Source organism: Serratia sp. PGPR-27, from assembly GCF_022678525.1.
GTDB lineage: Bacteria > Pseudomonadota > Gammaproteobacteria > Enterobacterales > Enterobacteriaceae > Serratia > Serratia nematodiphila.
In genome coordinates this window covers 48,594-73,310 of the sequence record NZ_JALBYS010000004.1, presented here as the reverse complement: position 1 = coordinate 73,310, position 24,717 = coordinate 48,594, and the positions used below count along the sequence as shown (strand labels likewise).

24 protein-coding genes are annotated in these 24,717 nt (G+C 60.2%); 10 read left to right on the top strand and 14 right to left on the bottom strand.

What is annotated here, in order from left to right:
• Positions 1-54: 54 nt before the first annotated feature.
• From MMS95_RS03560 to MMS95_RS03550, 3 genes are all read right to left on the bottom strand, one after another.
• Positions 55-426 (bottom strand): RidA family protein, encoded by a 372-nt coding sequence (locus MMS95_RS03560; RefSeq protein ID WP_015378360.1) that lies wholly within the window; start codon positions 424-426, stop codon positions 55-57.
• Between the two features lies 1 nt (position 427).
• On the bottom strand, positions 428-1,225 hold the full coding sequence (locus tag MMS95_RS03555) for an alpha/beta hydrolase (protein WP_242141393.1): 798 nt from the start codon (positions 1,223-1,225) through the stop codon (positions 428-430).
• Between the two features lie 147 nt (positions 1,226-1,372).
• Positions 1,373-2,284 (bottom strand): LysR family transcriptional regulator, encoded by a 912-nt coding sequence (locus MMS95_RS03550; protein ID WP_004935224.1) that lies wholly within the window; start codon positions 2,282-2,284, stop codon positions 1,373-1,375.
• A 98-nt stretch (positions 2,285-2,382) separates the two neighbouring features.
• Here MMS95_RS03550 and MMS95_RS03545 point away from each other — a divergent pair, with 98 nt between their 5' ends.
• Both MMS95_RS03545 and MMS95_RS03540 read left to right on the top strand, forming a co-directional pair.
• Positions 2,383-3,000 (top strand): glutathione S-transferase, encoded by a 618-nt coding sequence (locus MMS95_RS03545; RefSeq protein WP_075685143.1) that lies wholly within the window; start codon positions 2,383-2,385, stop codon positions 2,998-3,000.
• 4 nt (positions 3,001-3,004) lie between these two features.
• Positions 3,005-3,919, top strand: a complete 915-nt coding sequence (locus tag MMS95_RS03540) for a pyridoxamine 5'-phosphate oxidase family protein (RefSeq protein ID WP_242141392.1) — start codon at positions 3,005-3,007, stop codon at positions 3,917-3,919.
• 37 nt (positions 3,920-3,956) lie between these two features.
• Here MMS95_RS03540 and MMS95_RS03535 read toward each other — a convergent pair whose 3' ends face one another.
• Positions 3,957-4,172: a glycogen synthase gene (locus MMS95_RS03535; RefSeq protein ID WP_004935234.1), complete on the bottom strand. Its 216-nt coding sequence runs from the start codon at positions 4,170-4,172 to the stop codon at positions 3,957-3,959.
• Between the two features lie 211 nt (positions 4,173-4,383).
• Between MMS95_RS03535 and gabD the strand changes: the two genes are divergently transcribed.
• From gabD to MMS95_RS03520, 3 genes are all read left to right on the top strand, one after another.
• Positions 4,384-5,859: an NADP-dependent succinate-semialdehyde dehydrogenase gene (gabD, locus tag MMS95_RS03530; protein ID WP_015378365.1), complete on the top strand. Its 1,476-nt coding sequence runs from the start codon at positions 4,384-4,386 to the stop codon at positions 5,857-5,859.
• 90 nt (positions 5,860-5,949) lie between these two features.
• A complete protein-coding gene (locus MMS95_RS03525) occupies positions 5,950-6,363 on the top strand; it encodes an effector binding domain-containing protein (RefSeq protein ID WP_015378366.1) in 414 nt (137 codons plus the stop codon).
• A gap of 22 nt (positions 6,364-6,385) precedes the next feature.
• Positions 6,386-6,754: a glyoxalase/bleomycin resistance/extradiol dioxygenase family protein gene (locus tag MMS95_RS03520; RefSeq protein ID WP_025159860.1), complete on the top strand. Its 369-nt coding sequence runs from the start codon at positions 6,386-6,388 to the stop codon at positions 6,752-6,754.
• 6 nt (positions 6,755-6,760) lie between these two features.
• Here the strand turns inward: MMS95_RS03520 and MMS95_RS03515 are convergent, their stop codons facing one another.
• The gene (locus tag MMS95_RS03515; RefSeq protein WP_015378368.1) at positions 6,761-7,156 is read right to left on the bottom strand and encodes a cupin domain-containing protein; all 396 of its coding nucleotides are present in this window, start codon (positions 7,154-7,156) and stop codon (positions 6,761-6,763) included.
• A 173-nt stretch (positions 7,157-7,329) separates the two neighbouring features.
• Between MMS95_RS03515 and MMS95_RS03510 the strand changes: the two genes are divergently transcribed.
• Entirely contained in the window at positions 7,330-8,223 is an 894-nt protein-coding gene (locus MMS95_RS03510) for a LysR family transcriptional regulator (protein WP_048325047.1), read from the top strand.
• On the opposite strand, the gene MMS95_RS03505 is transcribed toward MMS95_RS03510, so the two are convergent.
• A complete protein-coding gene (locus MMS95_RS03505; RefSeq protein ID WP_176325771.1) occupies positions 8,220-9,209 on the bottom strand; it encodes an aldo/keto reductase in 990 nt (329 codons plus the stop codon). The two genes, MMS95_RS03510 and MMS95_RS03505, sit on opposite strands and share 4 nt — an antisense overlap.
• Positions 9,210-9,571: 362 nt before the next feature.
• Here MMS95_RS03505 and pqqU point away from each other — a divergent pair, with 362 nt between their 5' ends.
• From pqqU to MMS95_RS03485, 4 genes are all read left to right on the top strand, one after another.
• A complete protein-coding gene (gene pqqU / locus MMS95_RS03500) occupies positions 9,572-11,653 on the top strand; it encodes a TonB-dependent receptor PqqU (protein WP_021505803.1) in 2,082 nt (693 codons plus the stop codon).
• 147 nt (positions 11,654-11,800) lie between these two features.
• Positions 11,801-14,173, top strand: a complete 2,373-nt coding sequence (locus MMS95_RS03495) for a glucose/quinate/shikimate family membrane-bound PQQ-dependent dehydrogenase (RefSeq protein ID WP_004935255.1) — start codon at positions 11,801-11,803, stop codon at positions 14,171-14,173.
• Between the two features lie 226 nt (positions 14,174-14,399).
• Positions 14,400-14,585: a hypothetical protein gene (locus MMS95_RS03490; RefSeq protein WP_033643635.1), complete on the top strand. Its 186-nt coding sequence runs from the start codon at positions 14,400-14,402 to the stop codon at positions 14,583-14,585.
• Entirely contained in the window at positions 14,582-14,761 is a 180-nt protein-coding gene (locus MMS95_RS03485; RefSeq protein WP_242141391.1) for a hypothetical protein, read from the top strand. Before MMS95_RS03490 ends, MMS95_RS03485 begins: the two co-directional genes overlap by 4 nt.
• 30 nt (positions 14,762-14,791) lie before the next feature.
• On the opposite strand, the gene MMS95_RS03480 is transcribed toward MMS95_RS03485, so the two are convergent.
• The 8 genes from MMS95_RS03480 to MMS95_RS03445 all read right to left on the bottom strand — a co-directional run bounded on the left by MMS95_RS03480 (position 14,792) and on the right by MMS95_RS03445 (position 24,590).
• Positions 14,792-16,225 (bottom strand): EmmdR/YeeO family multidrug/toxin efflux MATE transporter, encoded by a 1,434-nt coding sequence (locus MMS95_RS03480; RefSeq protein WP_004935263.1) that lies wholly within the window; start codon positions 16,223-16,225, stop codon positions 14,792-14,794.
• 114 nt (positions 16,226-16,339) lie between these two features.
• Positions 16,340-16,738 carry a type II secretion system pilot lipoprotein GspS gene (gene gspS / locus MMS95_RS03475; protein ID WP_242141390.1) on the bottom strand — a complete coding sequence of 133 codons (399 nt, stop codon included), beginning with the start codon at positions 16,736-16,738 and terminating at the stop codon, positions 16,340-16,342.
• Positions 16,739-16,814: 76 nt separating this feature from the next.
• Complete coding sequence (locus tag MMS95_RS03470; RefSeq protein ID WP_015378375.1) at positions 16,815-17,015, bottom strand: hypothetical protein; 201 nt, start codon at positions 17,013-17,015, stop codon at positions 16,815-16,817.
• Between the two features lie 116 nt (positions 17,016-17,131).
• Positions 17,132-19,267, bottom strand: a complete 2,136-nt coding sequence (locus MMS95_RS03465; RefSeq protein WP_021505808.1) for a peptidase domain-containing ABC transporter — start codon at positions 19,265-19,267, stop codon at positions 17,132-17,134.
• Positions 19,254-20,549: an HlyD family secretion protein gene (locus MMS95_RS03460; RefSeq protein WP_182264225.1), complete on the bottom strand. Its 1,296-nt coding sequence runs from the start codon at positions 20,547-20,549 to the stop codon at positions 19,254-19,256. The genes MMS95_RS03465 and MMS95_RS03460 overlap by 14 nt, the downstream gene beginning before the upstream one ends.
• Positions 20,550-20,622: 73 nt before the next feature.
• Positions 20,623-20,982, bottom strand: a complete 360-nt coding sequence (locus MMS95_RS03455) for a hypothetical protein (protein WP_004935280.1) — start codon at positions 20,980-20,982, stop codon at positions 20,623-20,625.
• A 137-nt stretch (positions 20,983-21,119) separates the two neighbouring features.
• Positions 21,120-22,061 (bottom strand): fimbrial protein, encoded by a 942-nt coding sequence (locus tag MMS95_RS03450; protein ID WP_004935283.1) that lies wholly within the window; start codon positions 22,059-22,061, stop codon positions 21,120-21,122.
• A gap of 42 nt (positions 22,062-22,103) precedes the next feature.
• Complete coding sequence (locus MMS95_RS03445; RefSeq protein WP_347340945.1) at positions 22,104-24,590, bottom strand: fimbria/pilus outer membrane usher protein; 2,487 nt, start codon at positions 24,588-24,590, stop codon at positions 22,104-22,106.
• Positions 24,591-24,717: the final 127 nt, after the last annotated feature.

The window sequence follows — 24,717 nt, the reverse complement described above, 5'->3', positions numbered from 1 at the left end:
CATCCTTAACTCGTTATTGAATTAATATGAAGGTTGACTTAAGAAGAAATTAAATCAGGCGATGGCGCTGACGGTAATTTCTATTTTCATTCCCGGCACCACCAATTTTTCGACAATGACCGTGGAGCGATTGGGATAAGGATAATTAAAGTATTTCCGGTAAATATCATCGAGACATTTAACGTCGTTGACGTCGGTGAGATACACGATCACCTGCAGCACCTTATCGCTGTGGCTGCCCGCCGCCTCCAGCGTCTGCGCCAGATTATCGAAGGTCAGCGTAATCTGTCGCTCCGGCGCGCCGGTGTCGATGCTGCCGTCCGCCCGCACCGGGCCGTGAGCGGTAAACAGCATGCCGCCGCCCCGGGTGGCCCAGGAAAAAGGCTGGCCGATCTCCGGCAGCCCGGTCTCTACGATCTCGCGCATGTCAGTGGTTCCCGTGGTGGTTAAGTTGGTGAAGCAGCGCGCCGTCGGCGGCGAACAACGCATCCAGAATGGTAAAATGATTGGCGCCGGGCACCGCGACCAGATCGGCCGGCAGCCCGCGTTGGCGCAGCGCTGCATGATAGTGTTGCGACTGACCTCTCAGTTCCGGCAGCTCCAATGCGCCGTAATACAGCGTAAGCGGTTTGCCGCGCGTCGGCAGGCGGCGTGCCGGGCTGAGCGTTTCAATCTGCCGCGGGCTCAGTTGCAGCGCCCGATTAACATAGCTTTGTTGCAACGGCGCCAGCTCGAACAGGCCGCTGATGGGAAAGACGGCATCCACCAACGCATGCTGCTGCCAGAACGCCGCCAGCTGCCCGCCGGCGGAATGGCCGCACAGATAAACCGGATGGGCATAGTGCGGCGGCAGGCGGCGCTGAATGGCATCCAGCGCCATCCCGACCTGTCGGCATATTTCGTCGAGATCCACCGCCGGCGCCAGCGCATATTCCACCAACACCACGTCAAAACCCAACGCCAGCGGCCCGGCGGCGATAAAGGCGAAATCCGCCTTATCGCAGAATTGCCAATAGCCGCCGTGAATAAAAATTAACGTCCCCTGATGCCGCTTTGCAGAATAGAGCCAATCAAATGTTTCTCGTTCGCCGTTGCCATAAGCAATATTATTTTCATGGCGCGTCTGTTTATAAACAGCCGCGCTGCGAGTTTGAAATGAAGTCAAAATAGCCGCTTCATTATCCACCGTGGCGCCGTTATCATAACTCCCCGCAAGTGGTTTCATATATTAAACTTCGTTTATTATTTAAAATGTAAATTAACTATTAGCACCGGCAAGATTATTGTCAAGACGGGCGCGTCAGCAATGCGCGCCCGGTAAGATAAAACCTGATGAATAATGAAAAAGTTTAACCCATGAAACTTTTTGCGCTTATTTCCCCCGCCCGTCCGGCTGAATTTGCGGCAAGGCGCTGAGCCGTTCAAATGCATAATCCCAAAAGGCGCGCACCTTCAGCGGCATGTGCTGCGCCTGCTGCGCTACCAGCTGTACCGGCATCGGCAACGGCTCATGATCCGTCAACAGCCGCACCAGCGTACCGGCGGCCAAATCGTCCGCCACCTGATACGAGAGCAACCGGGCGACGCCCTTGCCGGCGCGCACCGCCAGCAGTTGCGCTTCCACGTCGTTGAGCAACAGCCGGGGAGTCAATCGCACGCGCTCGCCGTTTTCCTGCGGGCCGAAGCGCCATTCGCGCAGCGACGGCCGCTGGGTGCCGACGATGGTGGCGTGCTCCGCCAGCTGCGCCGGCGATCGCGGTTCACCGCAGCGCGCCAGGTAATCCGGGCTGGCGACCGTCACCCGGCTGACCTGCCCCAGCCGCCGCGCCACGCGGGAAGAGTCCTGCAGATGACCGATGCGCACCGCGATATCCAACCCTTCGTCAATCAGATCGAGATTGCGATCGTTCAACACCATTTCGATCTGCATCTGCGGGTAATCATCGAGAAACGCCATCACCACCGGCGCCACGTAGCGGCGGCCGAACTGCACCGGCGAGGTAACGCGCAGCAAGCCGCTCAACTGCGCCTCGGCGGTATCCTGCACCACCGCCTGATAATCCTGCAGCAGCTGTTGCGCGCGCTCCAACAGCCGTGCGCCCGCTTCGGTAGGCGCCAGCCGCCGGGTCGTGCGCTCCACCAATCGGGTGCCGAAACGCTGTTCCAGCGCGGCGATGGCCCGGGTGATCGCCGGCGCCGAACGCCGCAGTTTGCGCCCGGCCGCCGCCAGGCTGCCTTGCTGCACCACCGCCACGAAAATCGCCAACTCGTCTAACCGATCCATAGATTCTTCCGAAAAGTGAAATTATCAATTTCCACATTGCCGGATTTCGCTCGTTCAACGCAAGAGTATGCTAACAAAAAGCACTGAGGAGAAACGCCATGTCCACCATCACACTCTACGGCACCCCGCTTTCCGGCCACGTTCATCGCGTGGCGTTGCTGCTGCGCATGCTGGCGCTGCCCTATGCATGGGTCGAAGCCTCGGCGGAGGTGCGGCAGAGCGCAGCCTTCCGCCGGCTCAACCCGTTCGGCCAGATCCCGGTCTTGCAGGATGGCGATCTGACGCTGGCCGACAGCAACGCCATTCTGGTCTATCTGGTGAAGCGCTATGCGCCGGACAGCCACTGGCTGCCGGAACAGCCGGCGGCGGCGGCGCGAGTGCAGGCCTGGCTTTCCAAAGCCGCCGGTGAAGTCCGCTACGGCCCGGCCTCTTGCCGACTGATCGCCCAATTCGCCGTGCCGGAGGACTATCAGGCGGCGCGAGCAATCAGCGATCGTTTTCTGCCGCAGATGGAACAGCACCTGAGCGAGCGCGACTACCTGGCCAGCGAACACCCGACCATCGCCGATCTGGCCTGCCACAGCTACGTGGCGGTCGCGGCCGAAGGCGGCATTTCGCTGTCGCCTTACCCTGCGATACGTCGCTGGGCGGCGCGCATCGCTGCACTGCCCGGCTTCTTTGCCATGCCGGCCCTGCCGGAACCGGCGGGGAGTTGACGCCATGATCCCGCAACTGTTCCATCCCGATGAGCTGCGCGCGCAGACGCTGGCCGGGTTTGGCGGCGTAGGCGGTGGCATCTACCCTGCGATGCCGGATCAGCACCGCGCGTTTTTCGCCGCGCTGCCCTACCTGTTCGTCGCCACGCTGGATGAACAAGGCTGGCCCATCGCCACCCTGTTCACCGGCCCGCCCGGATTTTTACGCACGCCGGACGACACGCACCTGCGTATCAGCGCACCGCGTCGCAGCGACGATCCCGCCCAGGCGCTGTTGCTGCCCGGCAAATCGGTCGGCGCGCTCGGGCTGGATTTCAGCAACCGGCGGCGCAACCGCGCCAACGGCACCGTCGGCCGCACCGACAAAAACCGGGTGGAGATCGTCGTTCAGCAAAGCTTCGGTAACTGCCCGCAGTACATTCAGCGCCGCGAACTCTACCCGGTGGACAGCCGGCCACAGCCGGTTGAGTATTTAGCCTCGCTGGATGCGGCGGCGCAGGCGCTGATCCGCACCGCGGATACCAGCTTCGTTGCCAGCTGCGCGCACCTGGCACTGGCGCAGGGCGGCGTCGATATTTCCCATCGCGGCGGCCGCCCCGGCTTTATCCACCTGGAAGGTGACACGTTGTGGATGCCGGACTTTCGCGGTAACCGCTACATGAACACGTTGGGCAATCTGCTGGCCGAACCGCGGGCGGCGCTGCTGTTCATCGATTTTGAACGCGGTGACGTGCTGCATCTGCAGGGGGAAACGCAGATCCTCTGGCAAGCAGAGGGGCATCCCGGCGTTGAAGGCGCAGAACGCTATTGGCGGTTTGACGTTCGCCGCGCCTGGCGTTTTACGGCGGCGTTGCCGTGGCGGGGGCGTAATCTGGAGTATTCGCCGGCGACGCTGGCGACCGGGGTGTGGCAGCGCTGAAATGAAAAGCCCCGCTGCGGCGGGGCTGGATCGGAAATTACAGGCTGTGTTCGGCCGCCGATGCGGCCTGATAAAGCTGACGAAAATAATTCAACCGCGCAAAGAACAGGCGGCTTTGCTGCTCCGACATATTGCCGGCCACCTGCCCGGCGTCAATCTGCCGCCCTTGCCATTCCATCAGGGCGATGCTCGACGCCAAAAAATCCATTTCGCTGCCGTAGGCCGCGAGATGTCTGTCCACTGATTTCATCATTCGCACACTCCTTTTAATTACATCGAAAAGGGTCATATGCCTGCTCTTTCAGTATCGGCCCGGCGAAGGATATTTTTTGTACAGAAGGTGCGCATAAAGAAAACCACCATCTTGTTGCCGCGTGGGCAAACGGCGGCGGCAAAATTTGCTAGGGTAAAGGGTAGCCGTATGGGATAGACCACTCTGTTGAACTCAGCAAAGGAAGAGACTCATGAGCACCAGTATCTGCGCTACCCTCAAGGATCCCACGCTGTTCCGCGAGGCCAACTACATCGACGGGCAATGGTTGCCGGCCCAGGAAGGCCGTTCGATCGCCATTCATAATCCCGCCAACGGCGAACGGATCGGCCACGTACCGGCCTTCGGCGCCGAAGAAACCGCACGCGCCATCGCCGCCGCCAAAAAAGCGCTGCCCGCCTGGCGCGCGTTAACCGCCAAAGAGCGCGCCGGCAAGCTGCGCCGGCTGTTTGAATTGATGATGGAAAATCAGGAAGATCTGGCGCGCATCATGACGGCGGAACAGGGCAAACCGCTGGCCGAAAGCCGCGGTGAAATCGCCTATGCCGCCTCCTTTATCGAATGGTTCGCCGAGGAAGGCAAGCGGGTGTATGGCGACACCATTCCACAGCCCCAGGCCGGTCGCCGCATCATCGTGCAAAAAGAGCCGATCGGCGTGTTCGCCGCCATCACCCCGTGGAACTTCCCGGCGGCGATGATCACCCGCAAAGCCGGCCCCGGCTGGGCCGCAGGCTGCACCGGGGTGATCCGCCCCGCCAGCCAGACCCCGTTCTCGGCGCTGGCGATCGCCGTGCTGGCGGAGCGCGCCGGGCTGCCCGCCGGGGTATGCAACGTGATAACAGGCCCCAGCAAAGGCATCGGCGGCGAACTCACCGCCAACCCGGACGTGCGCAAACTCTCCTTCACCGGCAGCACCGAAGTCGGTGCGCAGCTGCTGGCCCAGTGTGCGCCCACCATCAAGAAAACCAGCATGGAGCTGGGCGGCAACGCGCCGTTTATCGTGTTTGACGACGCCGATCTGGACGCCGCCGTGGCCGGCGCGGTCGCCTCGAAATACCGCAACGCCGGCCAGACCTGCGTCTGCACCAACCGTTTTCTGGTGCAGGACGGCGTATACGATGCTTTCGCCGCCAAACTGAAAGCCGCCGTCGCCAAGCTGAAAGTCGGCAACGGCCTGGATGACGGCGTCACCATCGGCCCGTTGATTAACCCGGACGCGGTGGAAAAAGTGCGCGAGCATATCGCCGACGCCGTCGAGCACGGCGCCTCGGTGCTGCTGGGCGGCAAGCCTGACGCGCTGGGCGGCAATTTCTTCACCCCGACTATCCTGACCGATGTGCCGCGCACGGCGAAAATCTTCCGCGAGGAGACGTTCGGCCCGGTGGCGCCCCTGATCCGCTTCAGCCAGGAGGCTGACGCCGTCGAACTGGCCAACGACACGCCGTTCGGCCTGGCCGCTTACTTCTACAGCCGCGACATCGGCCGAGTGATGCGCGTGGCCGAAGCGCTGGAGTACGGCATTGTCGGCATCAACGAAGGGTTGATTTCCACCGAGGTGGCGCCGTTCGGCGGCATGAAACACTCCGGTTTGGGCCGCGAAGGATCGAAGTACGGCATCGAGGACTATCTCGAAATCAAATACCTATGCCTTGGCGGCGTGGATGCCTGATGCGTTCGGCCCCCGCACCTGCGGGGGTTCTGTCTGGCGTTTGCTATCTTTAGGTTAGGCATCTTTGTGCGGTTAAAAGGGATTGTCTCTATGCGGCCCATCTCGGTACATCTGCCCGGCTTTTACGTCGCCGGCCAAACAGTCAGAACCACCAACCAGAACGAAACCCAAGCCGAAACGGCAAAGATTCCCGCGCTGTGGTCGGATTTTTTCGCTACCTCACCCGCCCTGCCGGTATACGGGGTCTATTCCAATTACGCTTCCGACGCCAGCGGGCCGTTTGACGTCACCGCCGGCAGTGAGGCACAGAGCGGTTTACACATCCAACCCGGCCGCTATCTGGTCTTCTCCGCCCATGGCGCGATGCCGGCGGCGGTCATCGCAAGCTGGCAGCGCATCTGGGCCTACTTCGAACAACACCCTGAGATCGAACGCCGCTTCCTGACCGACTTCGAAGCCTATACCGGCCCCGACGCGGTCGATATCCACATCGGCTGCCGCTAACGCGACAATGAGGTCAACGATGATCGCCTTCTCGCCCGCCATTCCGATCCTGCGTATCTTTTCGGTCGACAAGGCCAAAGAGTTTTACCTGGATTTTCTCGGTTTCACGCTGGAATGGGAGCACCGTTTCAGCGAAGACCTGCCGCTGTACATGCAGATTGCCCGCGCCGGGCTGACGCTGCACCTGAGCGAACACTACGGCGACAGCACGCCCGGCGCCGCCATTTTCATTCCGATGCAGGACATCGATGCGCTGCACCGGGAGCTCACGGCCAAAAACTACCGCTATGCACGGCCGGGCCTGGAGATTGTCGATTGGGGCAAGGAACTGAACCTCACCGATCCGTTCGGCAACCGCCTGCGGTTCTGCGAACAGAACCGCAGATCCTGAGCGCCGTTATTGCCGGTACTCCGCCTCGCTGACCGGCTCCAGCCAGGTCACCGGAGTGCCGTCCAGCGCTTCGGCGATGGCGATATGAGTCATGGCGGAGTCCGGCGTCGCACCGTGCCAGTGTTTGACGCCAGCCGGGATCCAGACGATATCGCCGGGGTGCATTTCCTGCGTGGCCTCGCCCCACATCTGGATCCAACCGCGCCCCTGAGTGACGATCAGCGTCTGGCCGAGCGGATGCGTATGCCAGGCCGTGCGGGCGCCGGGCTCAAAGGTGACGGTTGCGCCGCCCACTCTGGCCGGCGCTTCGCCGGCGAACGGCGCGTCGATGCGCACCTGCCCGGTAAAATAATCCGCCGAACCGCGCTGTGATGGGATCGAACCGCTGCGTTGTATTTTCATCTGTTTTATCCTCCGCGCCGGCTCTCACAACCGGCGCTGATAGTCATAAGTGAGTGATGCCAAGATAGCGCCATGCTTTTCCGCCGACTAGCGGGTAAAATGCGCAAGGAGCTATGAGCTAAATTCATAAATCTACGCGCAGCCGCGCCCTAACCTTGCTCTTCGGTGCCGATATGTTGAAAGAAAACGTTAACGACCTGATCGCTTTCCTGATGGTGGCCAGAGAACGCAGCTTCACCAAAGCGGCGGCGCAGCTTGGCGTTTCCCAATCGGCGCTCAGCCACGCTATACGCGGGCTGGAAGAGCGCCTGGCGCTGCGCTTGCTCACGCGCACCACCCGCAGTGTCGCCCCTACAGAGGCCGGTGAGCGGCTGCTCAACAGTATCGGTCCGCGCTTTGCGGAGATAGAAAACGCGCTGAACGCGCTGGGTGAAATGCGCGATCGCCCGGCCGGCAACATCCGCATTACCGCCGGCGAACATGCGGTGGATGCGGTGCTGTGGCCGGTGCTGCGCACTTTCCTCATCGATTACCCGGACATCAACGTGGAAATCACCGTCGACAATAGTCTGGCCGACATCGTCGCCGGGCGTTTCGACGCCGGCATCCGGCTGGGGGAACAGGTGGCGAAGGACATGATCGCGGTGCGCATCGGGCCGGACATGCGCATGGTGGCCGTCGCCTCACCCGCCTATTTCGCCCGTCACGGCCTCCCCGCCACGCCGCAGGCATTGCAAAACCACCGTTGCATCAACATGCGTTTGCCCACCCTCGGCGGGCTGTACGCCTGGGAATTTGCCCGCGATGGCCGGGAGATCAAAGTACGTGTGGAGGGGCAACTGACCTTCAACAGCCTGCGCCAGCGGATCGACGCTGCGCAGCTCGGCCTCGGTATCGCCTTTGTGCCGGAAGACAGCGTCGCCGAGCCGTTGGCCGACGGGCGGTTGCAGATGGCGCTGGACGACTGGTGCCCGCCGTTTCCCGGTTATTACCTCTATTATCCAAGCCGCAGGCAACACACCACCGCCTTTGCGCTGCTGATTGAGGCGTTGCGGCGCGGGGCTTAACGCCCGACGTTTTTCTGCAGATGCGCCGGGTAACGATCGCCGATCACGTCGATAGCGGAGAGCGCGCGCTCAATCTCGCCCAGTTCGTCCGCCGCCAACACCACCGACGCCGCCGCGAGGTTCTCTTGCAGCCGATGACGCTTGGTGGTTCCCGGAATTGGCACGATCCACGGCTGTTGCGCCAACAGCCAGGCCAAGGCGATCTGCGCCGACGTCACGCCCTTGCGCTGCGCTATCTGCCCCAGCACGCTCACCAGCGCCTGATTGGCCCGGCGTGCTTCGGCGCTGAAGCGCGGCACCAGGTTGCGAAAATCGCCGCTTTCAAAGGCGGTGTCTTCGGTGATGGCGCCGGTGAGAAAGCCCTTGCCGAGCGGGCTGAACGGCACCAGACCGATGCCCAATTCCGCCAGCGTCGGCAAGATTTCACGCTCCGGCTCGCGCCACCATAGCGAATATTCGCTTTGCAGCGCCGTAATCGGCTGCACCGCATGGGCTCGCCGGATGGTTTGCGCTCCGGCTTCCGACAAACCGAAGTACTTCACTTTCCCTTCGCGAATCAGTTGCTGCACCGTACCGGCCACCTCCTCGATAGGCACTTCGGGATCGACGCGATGTTGATACAGCAAATCGATCGTCTCTACCCGCAGGCGCTTCAACGAACCTTCCACCGCCCGGCGAATATGCTCCGGACGGCTGTTCAACACCTGTTGCCCCGCCGGCTGCGGCAGATCGAAACCGAACTTGGTGGCGATGACGACCCGATCGCGCACCGGCGCCAGCGCTTCGCCCAACAATTCCTCGTTGGTGAACGGACCATAAATCTCGGCGGTATCGAAGAACGTCACGCCCTCGTCAACCGCGGCGCGGATCAGATCGATCGCCTGCCGTTTGTCGGTGGCCGGGCCGTAGCCAAAACTCAGCCCCATACAGCCCAGACCCAACGCCGATACTTCCAGCCCTTCTCGCCCTAACTTGCGTGTTTGCATCTTCACTCTCCCACTGAATGATACCGGCTCCGCCTGACGCGGCGCCGCTCCGGTGTGGTGACTGTAAAAGGCGGCTGCCGCCATGACTATGGGGCAAAATACGCTTGAGCTTATGAACCAGGCTCATGAATCCGTTAACCGTTGCTGGGACCAGCGTTTTTGCGGGAACGTTCCTGCCCGAGATACTCTATACTGATGTCAGGATGCCTTACCCTTTTCGTTTAGCGTCATGTAGATGGAGCGACAGATGGCTAACTCTGAATCGACCTGCGATTCCCTTTCAATACCAGTGGCAGATTTATTCCATGACCAATAAGAAAAGCGCCGTGCTTACCCCGGCTGCAATGCTATTGCTACAACCCATGTTTGCCAGCCAGGCACTGGCGGCAGAAAATAATGAAGAGAAAAGCGACACCCTGGTGGTGATGGCGCAACCCATCGGATTGACCGAGCTGGGATCGCCGGTGTCCGTCAGCGTGATCGACGGGCAAGACCTGCGCAACGCCGCCCCGCAGATTAACCTGTCGGAAAACCTCGGCAGCGTGCCGGGCCTGCAGCTTCAAAACCGGCAAAACTATGCGCAGGATCTGCAGTTGTCGATACGCGGGTTCGGCAGCCGCTCGATGTTCGGCGTGCGCGGGGTGCGCATGTACGTCGACGGCATTCCCGCCACCATGCCCGACGGCCAGGGGCAAACCTCCAACATCGACATCAACTCCGTCGAGCGCATCGAGGTGCTGCGCGGCCCCTATTCCGCGCTGTACGGCAACGCTTCGGGCGGGGTGATCAACGTTGACACCCAGACCGGCGCCCAGCCGCCAACGCTGGAGGCCGGCAGCTATTTCGGCAGCGACAACACCTGGCGCTACGGGGTGAAAGCGACCGGCGCCACCGGCGACGGCACCCAGGCCGGCGACGTCAACTACGCCATCTCGGGCACCCGCTTCACCACTCAGGGCTATCGCGATCACAGCGCCGCGCGGAAAAACCTCGGCAACGGCAAGCTCGGCGTGCGGCTGGACGACGTCAGCACCCTGACGCTGATGTTCAACAGCGTCTCCATTGACGCCGGCGATCCGGGCGGCCTGACCGAAGCGGAATGGAAGGAAAACCCGCGCCAGGCGCCGCGCGCGGATCAATTCAACACCCGCAAATCGCTCGATCAGACCCAGGCCGGCCTGCGCTATCAGCGCCAGATCAGCGAGCGCGACGAACTGACGCTGACCGCCTACCACGGCGAGCGCCACACCACGCAGTACCAATCCATTCCACGCGGGCCGCAGCTCAACCCTACCCACGCCGGCGGGGTGATCGTGCTGGAAAGAAAATATCAGGGCATTGACACTCGCTGGAAGCATGAGGATACTCTCGCCTCGTTACCGGTAACACTGATCGGCGGTCTGGATTATGAAACCATGACCGAACGCCGGCAGGGGTTTGAAAACTTTATTCTGCGAGACGGCACAGTGGACTACGGCGAGAAAGGCGACCAGCGGCGCAACGAGAAAAACCGCATCTGGAACCTGGATCCTTACCTGCAAACCTCCTGGCAACTGACGCCGCACTGGACGCTGGACGCCGGCCTGCGCTACAGCACGGTCAGCTTCGACTCGACCGACTACTACATCACGCCGCGCAACGGCGACGACAGCGGCAGCAAACGCTACCACCAGTGGCTGCCGATGGGTTCGCTCAACTATAAAATCAATCCGGCGTGGAACGTTTATCTCTCCGCCGGCCGCGGCTTTGAAACCCCGACCATCAACGAACTCTCCTACCGCCCCGACGGCCAGGCCGGCCTGAACATCGGCCTGCAGCCGTCCACCAGCGACACCGTCGAACTGGGCAGCAAACTGCGCCTCGGCAACGGCCTGGTGAGCGCCGCCCTGTTCCAGACCGATACCGACAACGAGCTGGTGGTGGCGGAAAGCAGCGGTGGGCGCACCAGCTACGCCAACGCCGGTAAAACCCGGCGGCGCGGCCTGGAACTGGCGCTGGATCAAGAGTTCGCGCTGGACTGGCGCCTGCATATGGCCTGGACGCTGCTGGACGCCACCTACCGCAGCGAAATGTGCGGTAAATCCGGCTGTACCCCCGCCGGCAATCGCCTGCCGGGCATCGCCCGCAACATGGGCTACGCCTCGCTGGCCTATGCCCCGCCGGAAGGCTGGCACGCCGGCGCGGAGCTACGCTACATGAGCGACATTCAGGCCAATGACGCCAACAGCGCGCAGGCTCCCTCTTACACCGTGGCCGGCGTAAACGCCGGTTATCGCTTTACCTGGAACCGCTGGGCGCTGGACGTGTTCAGCCGGGTGGACAATGTTTTCGATCGCCGATACGTCGGTTCGGTGATCGTCAACGAAGGCAACGGCCGCTACTTCGAGCCGGCGCCGGGGCGCAACTGGGGTGGCGGCGCCACCTTGTCTTATCGCTTTGAATAAGGCAAAGCACCTTAAGGTTAAAAAACGGGATGGGTTTTACGTCACCCTAGCGGCTTCTCGCTGAAATAATAGGGAGAAACCGCGTGTTTTTTCCGATTTGGCTTAATCTCTAAATCGGGGACTTTCATTTTTGGTAAGGGTATTGCTATGCAAAATAAAGCGTCACTATCGCCGCTTATCGTCATAACGGCGCTGTTTGCCGCGCTGAGCGGGCTTTATCTGCTCGGCGGCGGCATCTGGCTGGCCAAGTTGGGCGGTTCGCTGTATTACATCATCGCCGGGCTGGTGCTGCTGGCGACCTCCTGGCTGCTGTTCCGCCGCCGCGCCACCGCGCTGCTGCTGTACGCGGTATTTCTGTTGGGCACCACTATTTGGGCCCTGTGGGAAGTGGGCCCGGACTTCTGGGCGCTGACACCGCGCCTGGACGTCACCTTCTTCTTCGGCCTGTGGCTGGTGCTGCCGTTTATCTACCGCAAGCTGGTGGCCAACGGCAAATTCGCCTACGGCGCGCTGAGCGCGGCGCTGGCGATCACCGTCATCGCGTTGGCCTATGCCGTGTTCAACGATCCGCAAGAGATCAACGGCACGCTCGACGCCGCGCAGGTACAGCCGAAAGACGCCACCGGCGCCGACTGGCCGGCCTATGGCCGCACCCAGGAAGGCACCCGTTACTCGCCGCTGAGCCAGATCAACGACAAAAACGTTGGCCAGCTGCAAGAAGCCTGGCGTTTCCAGACCGGCGATCTGAAGACCGCCAACGATCCAGGTGAGATCACCAACGAAGTCACGCCGATCAAAATCCGCGATACCCTTTACATGTGTACGCCGCACCAGAAGCTGTTTGCGCTGGATGCCGCCACCGGTAAAGAAAAATGGAAGTTTGATCCGCAGCTGAAGTACAACCCAACCTTCCAGCACATCACCTGCCGCGGCGTGTCTTACCACGAAACCGCCGCAGCCGCAGGCGCCACAGGCGATGCCGCACCGGCGATGTGCGCACGCCGCATCATTCTGCCGGTCAACGACGGCCGTCTGTTCGCACTGGACGCCGAAACCGGCAAACCCTGCCCGGACTTCGCCAACAACGGTGAGCTGAACCTGCAGAGCAATATGCCGTATGCGACGCCGGGCCACTACGAGCCGACCTCGCCGCCGGTGATCACCGATAAAGTGATCGTCATCGCCGGCGCCGTGACCGACAACTACTCCAACCGCGAGCCTTCCGGCGTGATCCGCGGCTTCGACATCAACAGCGGCAAGCTGCTGTGGGCCTTCGATCCGGGCGCGAAGGATCCGAACGCCATCCCGGCGGACGAACACCACTTCGTGCCGAACTCGCCGAACTCCTGGGCGCCTGCCGCCTATGACGCCAAGCTGGATATCGTTTACCTGCCGATGGGCGTTTCCACTCCGGACATCTGGGGCGGCGATCGCACCCCGGAAATGGAACGCTACGCCAGCGGCCTGCTGGCGCTGAACGCCTCCACCGGCAAACTGGCCTGGTTCTATCAGACGGTCCACCATGACCTGTGGGATATGGACGTGCCGGCGCAGCCGACCCTGGCAGACATTACCGACAAGAGCGGTAAAAAAGTGCCGGTGATCTATGTGCCGACCAAAACCGGCAACATCTTCGTGCTGAACCGCACCAACGGCGAGCTGGTAGTGCCGGCGCCGGAGAAACCGGTACCGCAGGGCCCGGCCAAAGGCGATCGCCTGTCGCCGACCCAGCCGTTCTCCGAGTTGACCTTCCGTCCTGAGAAGAAACTGACCGGCGCCGACATGTGGGGCGCGACCATCTATGATCAGCTGGTCTGCCGCGTGATGTTCCACAGCCTGCGTTATGAAGGCACCTTCACTCCGCCTTCCGAGCAGGGCACGCTGGTGTTCCCGGGCAACCTGGGCATGTTCGAGTGGGGCGGCCTGGCCGTCGATACCGATCGCGAAATCGCCATCGCCAACCCGATCGCGCTGCCGTTCGTCTCCAAACTGATCCCGCGCGGCCCAGGCAACCCGATTGAGCCGCCGGAAGGCGACAAAGGCGGCAGCGGCACCGAGTCCGGCGTACAGCCGCAGTATGGCGTGCCGTTCGGCGTCACCCTGAATCCGTTCCTGTCGCCGTTCGGTCTGCCGTGCAAACAGCCGGCCTGGGGTTACATTTCCGCCGTGGATCTGAAAACCAACGACATCGTGTGGAAAAAACGCATCGGCACCGTGCGCGACAGCTCACCGCTGCCGCTGCCGTTCAAAATGGGCATGCCAATGCTGGGCGGCCCGGTGACCACCGCCGGTAACGTGTTCTTCATCGGCGCCACCGCAGACAACTACCTGCGCGCCTTCAGCGTGACCAACGGTGAAAAACTGTGGGAAGCGCGCTTGCCGGCCGGCGGCCAGGCGACGCCGATGACCTATGAGGTCAACGGCAAGCAGTACGTGCTGATCTACGCCGGCGGCCACGGCTCCTTCGGCACCAAGCTGGGCGACTACGTGGTCGCTTACGCTCTGCCCGATCAGAAGTAACCACCGCCGTTAGTACCCCGCAAAGCACGCCGCAAGGCGTGCTTTTTCTTTTCCCGCCCCGCCGGCTGTTCCCTCGCAATACCCTTAATTTTTTCACTCGCATTATTGATAATGGTTATCATTCGCAATATTATACCTCTGCGGCCCCGGCAGCGGCTGCGATCCTCTCCAGCTTAATGGGCAATACAACGATCGGCCGCCTTCGGGCGGCCCTATTCGGAGGCGCATGGTCGACCATACTCGGAAGCATCGAAAGAAGATCCTGCAAGCGGCGGTGAAAACGCGACGCGCCGGCCTGACGTTCGCGCCGGCGTCGCCAGCCACGTCGCCCTTCATCGGCCAGCACCGCCAGACGCAAGCCGTGCTGATACACCTGATCGGCCATGATGACGCCCAGGAGGAACATGAATGAATCTGCAGCCCTTTACCACCATGCTGATGTTCGCCTATGTGCTGCTGATGGTGCCGCTGCTCTACGTCATCGACAGCCGCCTGAGCGCCAGCAAACTGGTGCGCAAAGCCACGCAAAACGTCATCATCATCGCGTTGACGCTGCTGTTCTTCAGCGCGATGACGCTTTTATACTGAGGCCATCTCGCCGGTGCCCCGCGGCCGACGTTACCCGGCCTCCCGGCGTTTGGCCCGCGGATATTTCCACAGCCAGCGCCCGCTGACCATGCGCCAGTAGAACAAGGCGCCGCGCACCGCCCAATCAAGGAACATCCCCAACCAGACACCCACCACGCCCATGCCCAGTTCGATACCCAGCGCGTAGCCCGCCACCACGCGGCAGCCCCACATGCCAAGCATCGTCACCCACATGGCGAAGCGGGCGTCGCGCGCGCCTTTCAGCCCGGCGGGCAACACCCAGGAAGCGGCCCAGATCGGCATAAAGGCGGCGTTGAGCCAAATCAGGGTTTTCACCACCGTTTTCACGTCATCCTGCGAGGTATAAAACGCGGCGAATACCCCGGCCAACGGCGCCGTACCCCAGGCGATAGCGGTCAACCCGAGGGTAGACAGCCAGAAAATATGGCGCAGCTGCCGTTCCGCCTGACCGATCTCGCCTTTGCCGAGCCGCCGGCCGACGATGATGGTCGAAGCCGAGCCCAGCGCATTGCCCGGCAAATTGATCAACGAAGCGATGGAGAAGGCGATAAAGTTACCGGCGATCACGTTGGTGCCCATGCCGGCGACGAACATCTGCGTCAACAGTTTGCCGCCGTTGAACAGCACCGACTCGACGCTGGCGGGAATGCCGATCCCCAGCACTTCCCACAGGATGCTCATCTTCAGCGGCGTGAAATAGCTTTTCAGCGTGATGTGCAGCGCCGGATTAAAACCGATCGCCAGCACATAGAGGATGGCGATGGCGCCGATATAGCGGGAAATCGTCAGCCCCAGCCCGGCGCCGACGAAGCCCAGGCCATGCCAGCCCAGCATGCCGTAAATCAGGATGCTGCTGATGATGATATTGAGGATATTCATGCCGCCATTGATAAGCAGCGGGATCTTGGTGTTGCCTGCGCCGCGCAGAGCGCCGCTGCCGATCAGCGCAATCGCCGCCGCCGGGTAGCTCCACACCGTGGTTTGCAGGTAAGAGAGCGCCAGCGCTTTCACCTCCGGCGAGGCCGCGCCGGCGATCACATCAATGATCGGTTCGCCCGCCAGGTGAATGCCCGCCGCCAACAGCAGCGCCACGCCGGTCATCAGCACCAGCGACTGACGCGCCGCCGCCCGCGCCCGCCGGCGATCGCGCTTGCCGAGGCTGAAAGCCACCACCACGGTGGTGCCGAGATCCACCGCGGCAAAAAAGGCGATGATCACCATGTTGAAGCTGTCCGCCAGCCCCACCCCGGCCATCGCCTCTTTGCCGAGCCAACTCACCAGAAAGGTGCTCAGCACCCCCATCAACAGAACGCAGGCGTTCTCCAGAAAAATCGGCACCGCCAGCGGCGTGATTTCGCGCCAGAACAGCACGCGGTAGCTTTTCCGTTTGGCGTACCAGGGCGTATTTTCCACGCGCTGACGCAGTGCGGCATACAGGTTCAAGGTGGGCTCGATGGATAAAAGTGAAACATCATTTCAAATGATGAGCGATAAATCGTTATCCTGCAAAGAATTTTTGGGCGCCCGTGGCGAGCGCCCGACAGGCACACCGTAGCGCTACTCCATGTAGTCTTCCTGATCGGCCTGCGCCGCCGCGATAAAGCGCGCGGTGCTGCGGCTGAGCATGGCGCATTTGTCCGTCAGCAGTTGACTATCCTGTTGCAGAGTCAGGTAACGCGCCTGGGTGAGCGCCGGCAACTGCCGATACCCTGCCGCCTGCGTATCCCAGCCGCGGTGCTGCGCTGCACGCATCGCGGTGCGTTGCAATTTCACGTCGTCCGGCACGTCGCTGCGCCCGCAGTCCACGCGCAGGAAATGCCCGCCGGCCAACATCAAAGCGATGTGATCCAATTGCGCCTGCAGCGGCGGCCCCGGTTGATGCGCCGTCTGCTGACAACCCGCAAGCAGCAACAACGCCGCTACGCCGCAAAGAGACGCGCGAAACAGAGTAGACATGGACGCTCCCGGAAACCTGTGGGTGATACAATGATCTTAGGTGAGCGGATGCCGGGCGGCAAGGCGGGCAGCACGCTTAGCGCCGGCCGCTGCTGACCTTAGTAGCGCGGGCGGGGTTGCCGGCGACGAATTCCAGCGTGGGGGAATAGTAAAACGGCAACCAGGCGTTATAGCCGCTCTCCCACTCCCATTTGACCGGGCAAGGCCACAGCATGTCTTCATGCAGGATGTAATAGATCCACCGCCCGGGCGGGCGGCGCGGTTTGCGCGTTTTCATAGCGGGTTCGACGGCCTGATGGAATGCGATAGGGTCAACTGCTGCATTTTACCGCGATTTGGGTCGCGGGGACAGCCTGCGTTGCCGGCTTCGCCTCCGGCGCCGGCAAGCGCCCTTTATTCACCGCCGCCTGCCGGCGCGCCGCTCCCGGCCCCCAGCACCACCACCCTGTCGGCCGAGTCGATGGTCGACTTTCTGTGGGCGACGATCACGCGCGTAATATTCAGCGAAGATATCGCCCGGTTGATCGCCGACTCATTCTCAACGTCCAGATGGCTGGTCGCTTCATCCATAAACAGCACGCTCGGGCGGCGATAGAGGGCGCGCGCGATAAACAAACGTTGCTTTTGCCCGCCGGAGATGCCGTTGCCCAACTCGCCGATCAGGGTTTCGTAGCCCATCGGCATCTGCATGATTTCATCGTGGATATTGCTGTGTATCGCGCAGGCCATGATCAGCTCTTTATTGGCATTGACCTCAAACCCGCTGATGTTTTCCGCAATGGACCCGGAGAACAGCCGGTCGTCCTGCAGCACGCAGGCGATCGCGTTACGGTAGTTATTCACCCCGACTTTATGGATATCCATCGCGTCGGCCAAAACCTGGCCGGAAGTGGGGCTGAGCAAACCGCACATCACCTTCAGCAAGGTGGTCTTGCCCGCGCCGGAGGCGCCCACGACGGCCACGCTTTCGCCGGCCGCAATGCGCATGTTCAGGTCTTTGAAGATCGGCCGCGACAGCGCGTCATATTGATACGTAAGATTTTTTACCTCAATGGCAATCCCCGTGCCCGAGGGGAAAACCTGTCGCGGCGCGGACTCCGTCTCCGCATCGGTAAAGACGATGTCGGATATCCTCTCATTGTGCAGCGACAGCATGCGCAAGCCGATCGCCAGATCGATCAGGCTCGAGGCCCGCTGAGAGAATTGGCCGCGATAGGCATTGAACGCCATGAACATGCCGAGCGTCATGGAATTGTCGATGACCATCATGGCGCCAAGCCACAGGATCGCCACCTGATCGAGCGTCGTGATAAAGGTATTGATCCCGCCGAACATCATATTGAATCGGGTGATTTTGATATTGGTATTGGCGGCGTCGACGTTCAGATTGAGCCAATAGCTGGAGCGCGTTTCCTTGATGCCCAGCGCCTTGACGGTAGAGATGCCGTACAGCGTCTCCATGAAATGCGAGTTGGCCTTGGCCGCCTTGACGATCTGCTCCTCCGAGAATTGACGGTAGGTTCTGTAAGTCATCATCCTGATGAGGATGTAGATCAGAGTGAAGCCCGCCACGACCCAGACCAGCCAGCCGCCGTAGACCATCATCATCGCGAACAGCCCGACCGTCATGATGCCGTCGATGATCCCGCTGACGATATTATTGGTAAAGGTGGTTCTGATCGCATCCAGCGAGGAAAAGCGCGATTGAATGTCCCCCAGGTGCCGTTTTTCGAAAAAATCCAGCGGCAGCTTCATCAGGTGTTCAAACAGCGTCGTCTTCCACTGAATATCGGTCAGCGTCCCGAGCACGATGGAGATCCAGGCCCTGGCGATGCTGACCACCGCGCGGAACAAGGTGAAGAAGATCAGCCCCAAACAGATGACCGTCAGCAGGCTGTAGTCATGCGCCTGAATGACATGGTCGGTCACCAGTTGGGTTCCCACCGGCAGCAGCAGGTTGACCGACTCGATGACTATCGATAACGCAAAGATCTTGAGCAGCGTCCCCGGCAGGCCCTCGATGTTTTTCATCAAATCCAGCAGGCGCAAACGGGTCTTGAGGGTCTCTTTTTGAAAGGCCCTGTCGGGCCACAGCTCCAACGCGATGCCGGTAAAATGATTCGACATCTCCTGCAGCCCGATCACTCGGCGCCCGAAGGCCGGATCGTGAATGACAAAACCGGCGCGCTGCACCTTAACCAACACCACGAAGTGATTCATATTCCAGTGCAGTATGCAGGGCGTTTTCAGCTGATTGATTTCGTCGATGTCCAGGGACAAGGCGCGCGTCTTCAGCTGGATTTGCGACGCGATTTGAGAGATCGTCCCCAGGGTCGCGCCCTGGGTGGAAATGCCGAATCGCTGCCGCAGGCTCAGCATATCCACATTAAACCCGTAATAGGAGGCGATCATGGCGAGGCACGCCAGGCCGCATTCCGATGACTCCGACTGCAAGATGCTCGGCACCCGCTTGCGCAGTGAGAAGGTTAACTTCTCGTTGATCCGTTCAAAGAGATTATTGTCCTTCATCGACTCGCCCCACGACGCTGTTTTTTATGTCATACAAAGGCGCGACCGCCCACTGATAAAGCGGTTTCTTATCCAGGAAGACGATGACCCTGGCCTGCAGCCCGCTGCTGATTTCGAGATATTTGCCTTTATCGCTGAATTGCGTGTCGCTGATGGACGCCAGCACTTTGTAGTAGGCGTTCCTTTCCCTTTTATTTCCGCTGCTGTATTCCGACATTTCCTGCGGGGAGGCGGGGACCGACGAGATGGATTCTATTTTTCCCGGAAACTGACCGAATTTATCCGACGGGAAGGCTTCATAGCGAATGTTGATGCCATCGCCGATTTTCACGTAGGGCAAACTGTTATTCGGCAGCCATAAAACCAGATAATATTTGATGTTATCAATCGGTTTGATTTGCGCCAGACTGCTGCCGCTCTCGACCACCTGCCCGGTGGTCACGCTCAACGACTCGATTTTCCCCTTGAGCGGCGCTTTGATAATGACCTGGCCGCCGGCATTGGACTCCGCCAGCTGGCGTTGTAAATCACTGCGTTGCGATTCGCTTTGCGATATCTGATTGTCGTAATCGGCGGCGCGAATCAGCAAATCGCTGCGCAACTGCGACAGCTGAATATTTTGCTGGATCTTTTGGCTGTAGAGCGCCTGATACGAGCTTTGCTGTTGTTGAAAGAGCGAACGCTGATAATTTAACTGATCTTTGGTGATCAGGCCTTTCGTCAAATAGTGCTCGTAATTTTTCAGGCTATCCCGCATTTTATCCATCCCCTCTTTGGCGCTGAGGTTCAGTTTCTCGGTTTCTTTATAGGCGTTTTCATAGCTATTGATCTGTTTGCGCAAATTATCCAGCATGGCGGTTTTATTTTTATTCAGCTTGCTGATTATCGAATCCAGATTGCTAATCTGTTTGCTTATTTCGCTGGCCGCGATATGGCTGACATTGCCGGACGTGGTGCTTCTCGAGACATCAATCACATACAGCGGCTCGTCCTTTTCCACGACGTCACCGGCTTTATGAAATGCCTGGCTCACGTAGCCGTATTGGGAGGAAAACACATTGGTGGAATGCGGGATGCTGATCACCTCGCCTTCAACATCGACCCGGCGCGTGTACTCGCAAAAATAGAGTGCGCCCGCCAGGATCAGAATAAAAGTGAAACAGGTGGCGGCAATCACATGGCTCGACGCGCCGGAAATTAACAGCGCCCTGCCGGTCCATCTTTGACGTTGATAATTGACCGCCTCCTGGCGGAAAATATTCCTGCTCTTATTATCACTCATAGGAAGAACCTGCGCTTGCCTGACCGGGAGACAGCCGCAGCGAGAACGCTGCGGCTTTGGACCGCATATGGATTTAGCTGATGGTGCCGTTAATCAGCCCATCGAGGCCTTTTTTGGAGTATTCCAGCGTGGTGTCCCAGCCAATAACGGCTGCGGCCACGCCGCTGGCTACGCCGCCCAGGATGCCGCCGGCGACCATGCCGACGCCCTGGCCAATCGAGCCGACGCCCAGCAGGCCGCCGCCGTCGCCGCCGTGCTTACCGCCGATGACGGCGCCCGCCATGCTGCCCACGGAGGCGCCCAGAGCGATGGATGAAACGGCTTCCGCGGCATTGGAAACGGCGCTGCCAATCAGCCCCGACAGTCCATTGCTCATATCCCAGGAATAAGCGCCTGACACTTCATTCATTTCGATAACAGACAGTTCTTTCATTGGTTAATCTCCATATTTAAACGGACAAACACGGCCATACATGCGTGTTGTCATTGCATTGGCATCGGCCTGCAGCGCCTGATGCCACCAATAATGTCGCGCGAACAGACGACATTATATTTTTAATGGGGGTCTCTTTAATTCTGCGTAATGGTGAATGTCATCACCGCGTCGGCCTGCCCGGGGCTAATGGCTCCCGTTTGCTTATAGCGCGCCATCAAGGGGATCCTGATCTCTTTTTCAGCCGCGGTGTGGTAATTGATCGGTCTGGAAAACGTTAATGGATTACGGTTCTCATCCAACACTTCCACGGCGACGCCCTTCGCCGCATCGGCACCGTCGGCGATATCAATCATTCCCACGCCTGGCGAATTTCCGGCCGCCTCGAACGTGACCTGAACCGGAATATTGTCCTCCTGACATTGCAGAACCACGGAAAAATTGCGTTCGGAAGACGCCGCCGTGCTGCCGACGCCGTTAAACTCGCTGCGTTTAGGGCTGCCCAGATTCACCGTTTGATTTTTATAGTTCAAATCAACCAGGCAACTTTTCTGAATGACCTTCATGCCGGAAATACTGAGATCCAAAATGGAGGTCGAATCCAGATAATATCTGGCGATAATTTTCCCGCCCATATCGCCGCCGGTTTTGATCGGACCGGTTTTAATAAACGTCAGCCGAACATCGTTTCGATTGATCCACGGCGTCAGCAAGTTGGGCGAAATCGCCGTGTTGACGGGCACGTTCTTATTGCTCTGCCATAAGTCTGAAATCGTCACCCCCACGCCCTCTATGCCCGTTTCAAATACGCCGGGCAGCGCGCTCGGCGTCAGCGGCGACATGGAGCGATAGGCGACCGAACCGGAACAAAGAAAAGAAAACGTCGTGCCGTTCATACTGTTCTCGGTTCGAACAGCCAACTGCTCGCCGACTTCAATGCGCGGATCCACGGCCAGCGTCAGCAACCCCATACGGGCGGTTTTCGCGTTGGTGGTACAGGTGCCGGCATAAACCGCCGTCGTGAGCGTCGCCAGCCACACCAGGGCGCCGTAACCGAATATCCTGAGAAAAACGTTCATTTTCACTCTCACTTAAAAGTCATGATGGAAATAGAGCGAGATCTATTGGCAAACGCCGTTTAGGGTTTGGAGACCCGCTGACGGCGGCTCCGCCGGCAACTGATAACGGATGCGGCATTGGTTCTCGCCATTCCTGCCCCACTGCGCGATGAGCAGGCCCTTTTCCGCCATGCCGGTCAGATAGACCACGCCGTCGCCGCCGACCAGGAACGGCTGAGTCGCCCCCTCGGCAAGACGCAGGCTGGCGCCCAGCGGCAGGGGGGCCCCCTGCGAGTCCGTCACCTTCATCAAAATCCGTCTGCCGACGTTGGCTTTGAAATTCGCCCGGCTCACCGCGCCGCGAGTCGGCGTGACCGACTGGTTCGTCAACTCGAGATCGACATCATCCGGCAAGCTGTCGACATCGAGGCGAATCGAATTGTTGCGATAAGGTGTGGCGTAAGGAACGATCGCGTAGCCGCGCCAGTCGGTTTTCACCCCGACCTGATTGCCGACCGCCACATCGCTCGCGCCGGCTGCCTGTACCAGGGCGACGGTTTCGCCGAACGGTTGACCGAAGGTCACGCCGTCTTCATGGGCGATCACCCCGCCCTTCACCCCGTAGTTGACGCGCTGTTGACTGCGATCGTAGGCGTAGCCCGCCGTGAGTTCGCCGTACGTCGCGCGCCAGTCGGCGTTGGCGTTGCCGCTGTTGCCCTGGCCCTGGCTGCCATACCCTTCCTGTACGCTCCAACTGAGGTTGCCGCCGGCCAGCGCCGTGCCGTTGAGGCCCGCCGTATGGCTGGTATTGCCTTTTTTGCTGGTGTTGAGGTTGTAGGTGGCGTAGGTGTTGCTCAGCCATTTCTCTAATGGCACGCTGATGTTGAAAGCGAAGATCTGATCGCGATCGTAAATGCGCCCGCGGTTCGAATCGTCGTAAATAGCCTGTGAATTCCGGCTGTAGCTGTAGTTAAAACCGTAGCTGATGCCATTCCAACTATTGTTGTAACCCGCGCTCAGCGACTGCATATTGCGCTCGGAGCCCCAATAGTCTTCGGAGACCGCGCTGAGTGAAAGCGACCCCGCCCCTTCCCATAAATTCTGGTTCAGCGTGATTTCGCCGCGATTTTTGCGGCGGTCTATCGGGGCGTAACGGTTGCCGCTGCGATAGGTGTCCAGCACTTCCTGCAGCCCATAGTAGCCGCTGGTCGAATAGCGGTAGCCGGCGATGGCGAAGTTCGTCCCCGTCTCGACGATATTTTTGCTGTAGCGCACACGCCACGACTGACCATCGCTTTTCGGTTGATGCTCCTGCTTTGCCCACGCCTGGGTGACGTCGGCCGACAGGGCGCCGAACTCGCCCAGGTTCTTGCCCAGGCCCAACGCCAGCGATTGATACGGCCCGGCGAATTGGCCGCCGCCATACAGGGTGAAACCGGCGGGCAAGCCATAAATCAGGCTGGCCTGCGAGAAGATCTTTTTATCCACGCTGTGATCGTAAGTGCGGTATTGCCCCGAGGTCAGCGCATATTTCAGCCGCCCTTCGCGTTGCAGCACCGGCAGGCTGGCGAAGGGAACGGTCAGGTGCTGTTCGCTGCCGTCCGCCTCCTTGATAGTCACCTCCAAATCGCCGCTGCCGCCGGTCGGGTACATGTCCGAAATTTCAAACGCGCCCGGCGCAACGTAACTCTGGTAGATGACATAGCCGTTTTGGCGAATGACCACTTGCGCATTGCTGCGCGCGATGCCGCGCACCACCGGCGCATAACCACGCAGGCTTTCCGGCAACATGTCGTCATCGGAAGCCAGCTGCGCGCCGCGAAACGACACGCTGTCAAACACATCGGACGGGCTGCTGCTTTCGCCGAGCGTCAGCAAGCTTTTCAGGCGGATGATATTGCGCTGGGCGTAGGTATAGACGGAGTCCCAACGATCCTCCGACGCTCGCCCGCCGCCGGCGCTGTTGTAGCTCCAGGTGGTGTAGTTCCGCACTCGCCAGGCGCCCAGGTTGAAGCCCGGCCGCAGGTTGAGGTAATAACTGCTTGCGCTCTGGGTGAATCGATCGCGCCCCTTGCTGTTGCTGCCGGTGAAGCCGTAGTTCAGCAGCATCGCCGGCAGGCCTTCATCCCATTGTTCCGGCGGAACGTATCCGCGCACCTTATTTTCCAACGCCGCCTGGGGGATACTCAGCATCAGGCGTTGGCGGTTAAATTGAAATTGCGCCGAGGCCTGTGGGATCGCGGCCAAATTCGCGCAGCGATCGGCGCCGGCCAAACCGGGAAACAGCTCAACTTTCACCCCAAGCCGTTTCAGATCTTCCCGCGTCAGACAAGGCTGCAGATCGGCCTTCTCGTCGCTGCCGGCTCGCAGAGCGAACGACACCTCGCGCGTTTCCAGCAGCATGTCGTTCACCCAAATATCGACCCGATACGTGCCGGGAACCTGCTGGCCATTTTCAAAAATCGACAGATCGACGTGCTGCTGGCCTGAGCGCCCGGTTTCCAGCAACGCCGGATTAAAATAATCACGAGAGAAGGCGGGATTAGCCATATTGCCGCATACCGCCGTTGTTACCGTGAATAAGGCTATGCGTTTCAGCCAAGCATCCCGCTTCGCTAATATACGCTTTTGAGTTATCATTCATTAGCTCCATTATTGAAATGTTTTATCCCTTTTT

Excerpts from the sequence above, each read along its gene's own strand:
- MMS95_RS03560 (WP_015378360.1), bottom strand. The coding sequence starts at position 426 with ATGCGCGAGATCGTAGAGACCGGGCTGCCGGAGATCGGCCAGCCTTTT.
- MMS95_RS03555 (WP_242141393.1), bottom strand. The coding sequence starts at position 1,225 with ATGAAACCACTTGCGGGGAGTTATGATAACGGCGCCACGGTGGATAAT.
- MMS95_RS03550 (WP_004935224.1), bottom strand. The coding sequence starts at position 2,284 with ATGGATCGGTTAGACGAGTTGGCGATTTTCGTGGCGGTGGTGCAGCAA.
- MMS95_RS03545 (WP_075685143.1), top strand. The coding sequence starts at position 2,383 with ATGTCCACCATCACACTCTACGGCACCCCGCTTTCCGGCCACGTTCAT.
- MMS95_RS03540 (WP_242141392.1), top strand. The coding sequence starts at position 3,005 with ATGATCCCGCAACTGTTCCATCCCGATGAGCTGCGCGCGCAGACGCTG.
- MMS95_RS03535 (WP_004935234.1), bottom strand. The coding sequence starts at position 4,172 with ATGATGAAATCAGTGGACAGACATCTCGCGGCCTACGGCAGCGAAATG.
- gabD (WP_015378365.1), top strand. The coding sequence starts at position 4,384 with ATGAGCACCAGTATCTGCGCTACCCTCAAGGATCCCACGCTGTTCCGC.
- MMS95_RS03525 (WP_015378366.1), top strand. The coding sequence starts at position 5,950 with ATGCGGCCCATCTCGGTACATCTGCCCGGCTTTTACGTCGCCGGCCAA.
- MMS95_RS03515 (WP_015378368.1), bottom strand. The coding sequence starts at position 7,156 with ATGAAAATACAACGCAGCGGTTCGATCCCATCACAGCGCGGTTCGGCG.
- MMS95_RS03510 (WP_048325047.1), top strand. The coding sequence starts at position 7,330 with ATGTTGAAAGAAAACGTTAACGACCTGATCGCTTTCCTGATGGTGGCC.
- MMS95_RS03505 (WP_176325771.1), bottom strand. The coding sequence starts at position 9,209 with ATGCAAACACGCAAGTTAGGGCGAGAAGGGCTGGAAGTATCGGCGTTG.
- pqqU (WP_021505803.1), top strand. The coding sequence starts at position 9,572 with ATGTTTGCCAGCCAGGCACTGGCGGCAGAAAATAATGAAGAGAAAAGC.
- MMS95_RS03495 (WP_004935255.1), top strand. The coding sequence starts at position 11,801 with ATGCAAAATAAAGCGTCACTATCGCCGCTTATCGTCATAACGGCGCTG.
- MMS95_RS03490 (WP_033643635.1), top strand. The coding sequence starts at position 14,400 with ATGGTCGACCATACTCGGAAGCATCGAAAGAAGATCCTGCAAGCGGCG.
- MMS95_RS03485 (WP_242141391.1), top strand. The coding sequence starts at position 14,582 with ATGAATCTGCAGCCCTTTACCACCATGCTGATGTTCGCCTATGTGCTG.
- gspS (WP_242141390.1), bottom strand. The coding sequence starts at position 16,738 with ATGTCTACTCTGTTTCGCGCGTCTCTTTGCGGCGTAGCGGCGTTGTTG.
- MMS95_RS03470 (WP_015378375.1), bottom strand. The coding sequence starts at position 17,015 with ATGAAAACGCGCAAACCGCGCCGCCCGCCCGGGCGGTGGATCTATTAC.
- MMS95_RS03465 (WP_021505808.1), bottom strand. The coding sequence starts at position 19,267 with ATGAAGGACAATAATCTCTTTGAACGGATCAACGAGAAGTTAACCTTC.
- MMS95_RS03460 (WP_182264225.1), bottom strand. The coding sequence starts at position 20,549 with ATGAGTGATAATAAGAGCAGGAATATTTTCCGCCAGGAGGCGGTCAAT.
- MMS95_RS03455 (WP_004935280.1), bottom strand. The coding sequence starts at position 20,982 with ATGAAAGAACTGTCTGTTATCGAAATGAATGAAGTGTCAGGCGCTTAT.
- MMS95_RS03450 (WP_004935283.1), bottom strand. The coding sequence starts at position 22,061 with ATGAACGTTTTTCTCAGGATATTCGGTTACGGCGCCCTGGTGTGGCTG.
- MMS95_RS03445 (WP_347340945.1), bottom strand. The coding sequence starts at position 24,590 with ATGGCTAATCCCGCCTTCTCTCGTGATTATTTTAATCCGGCGTTGCTG.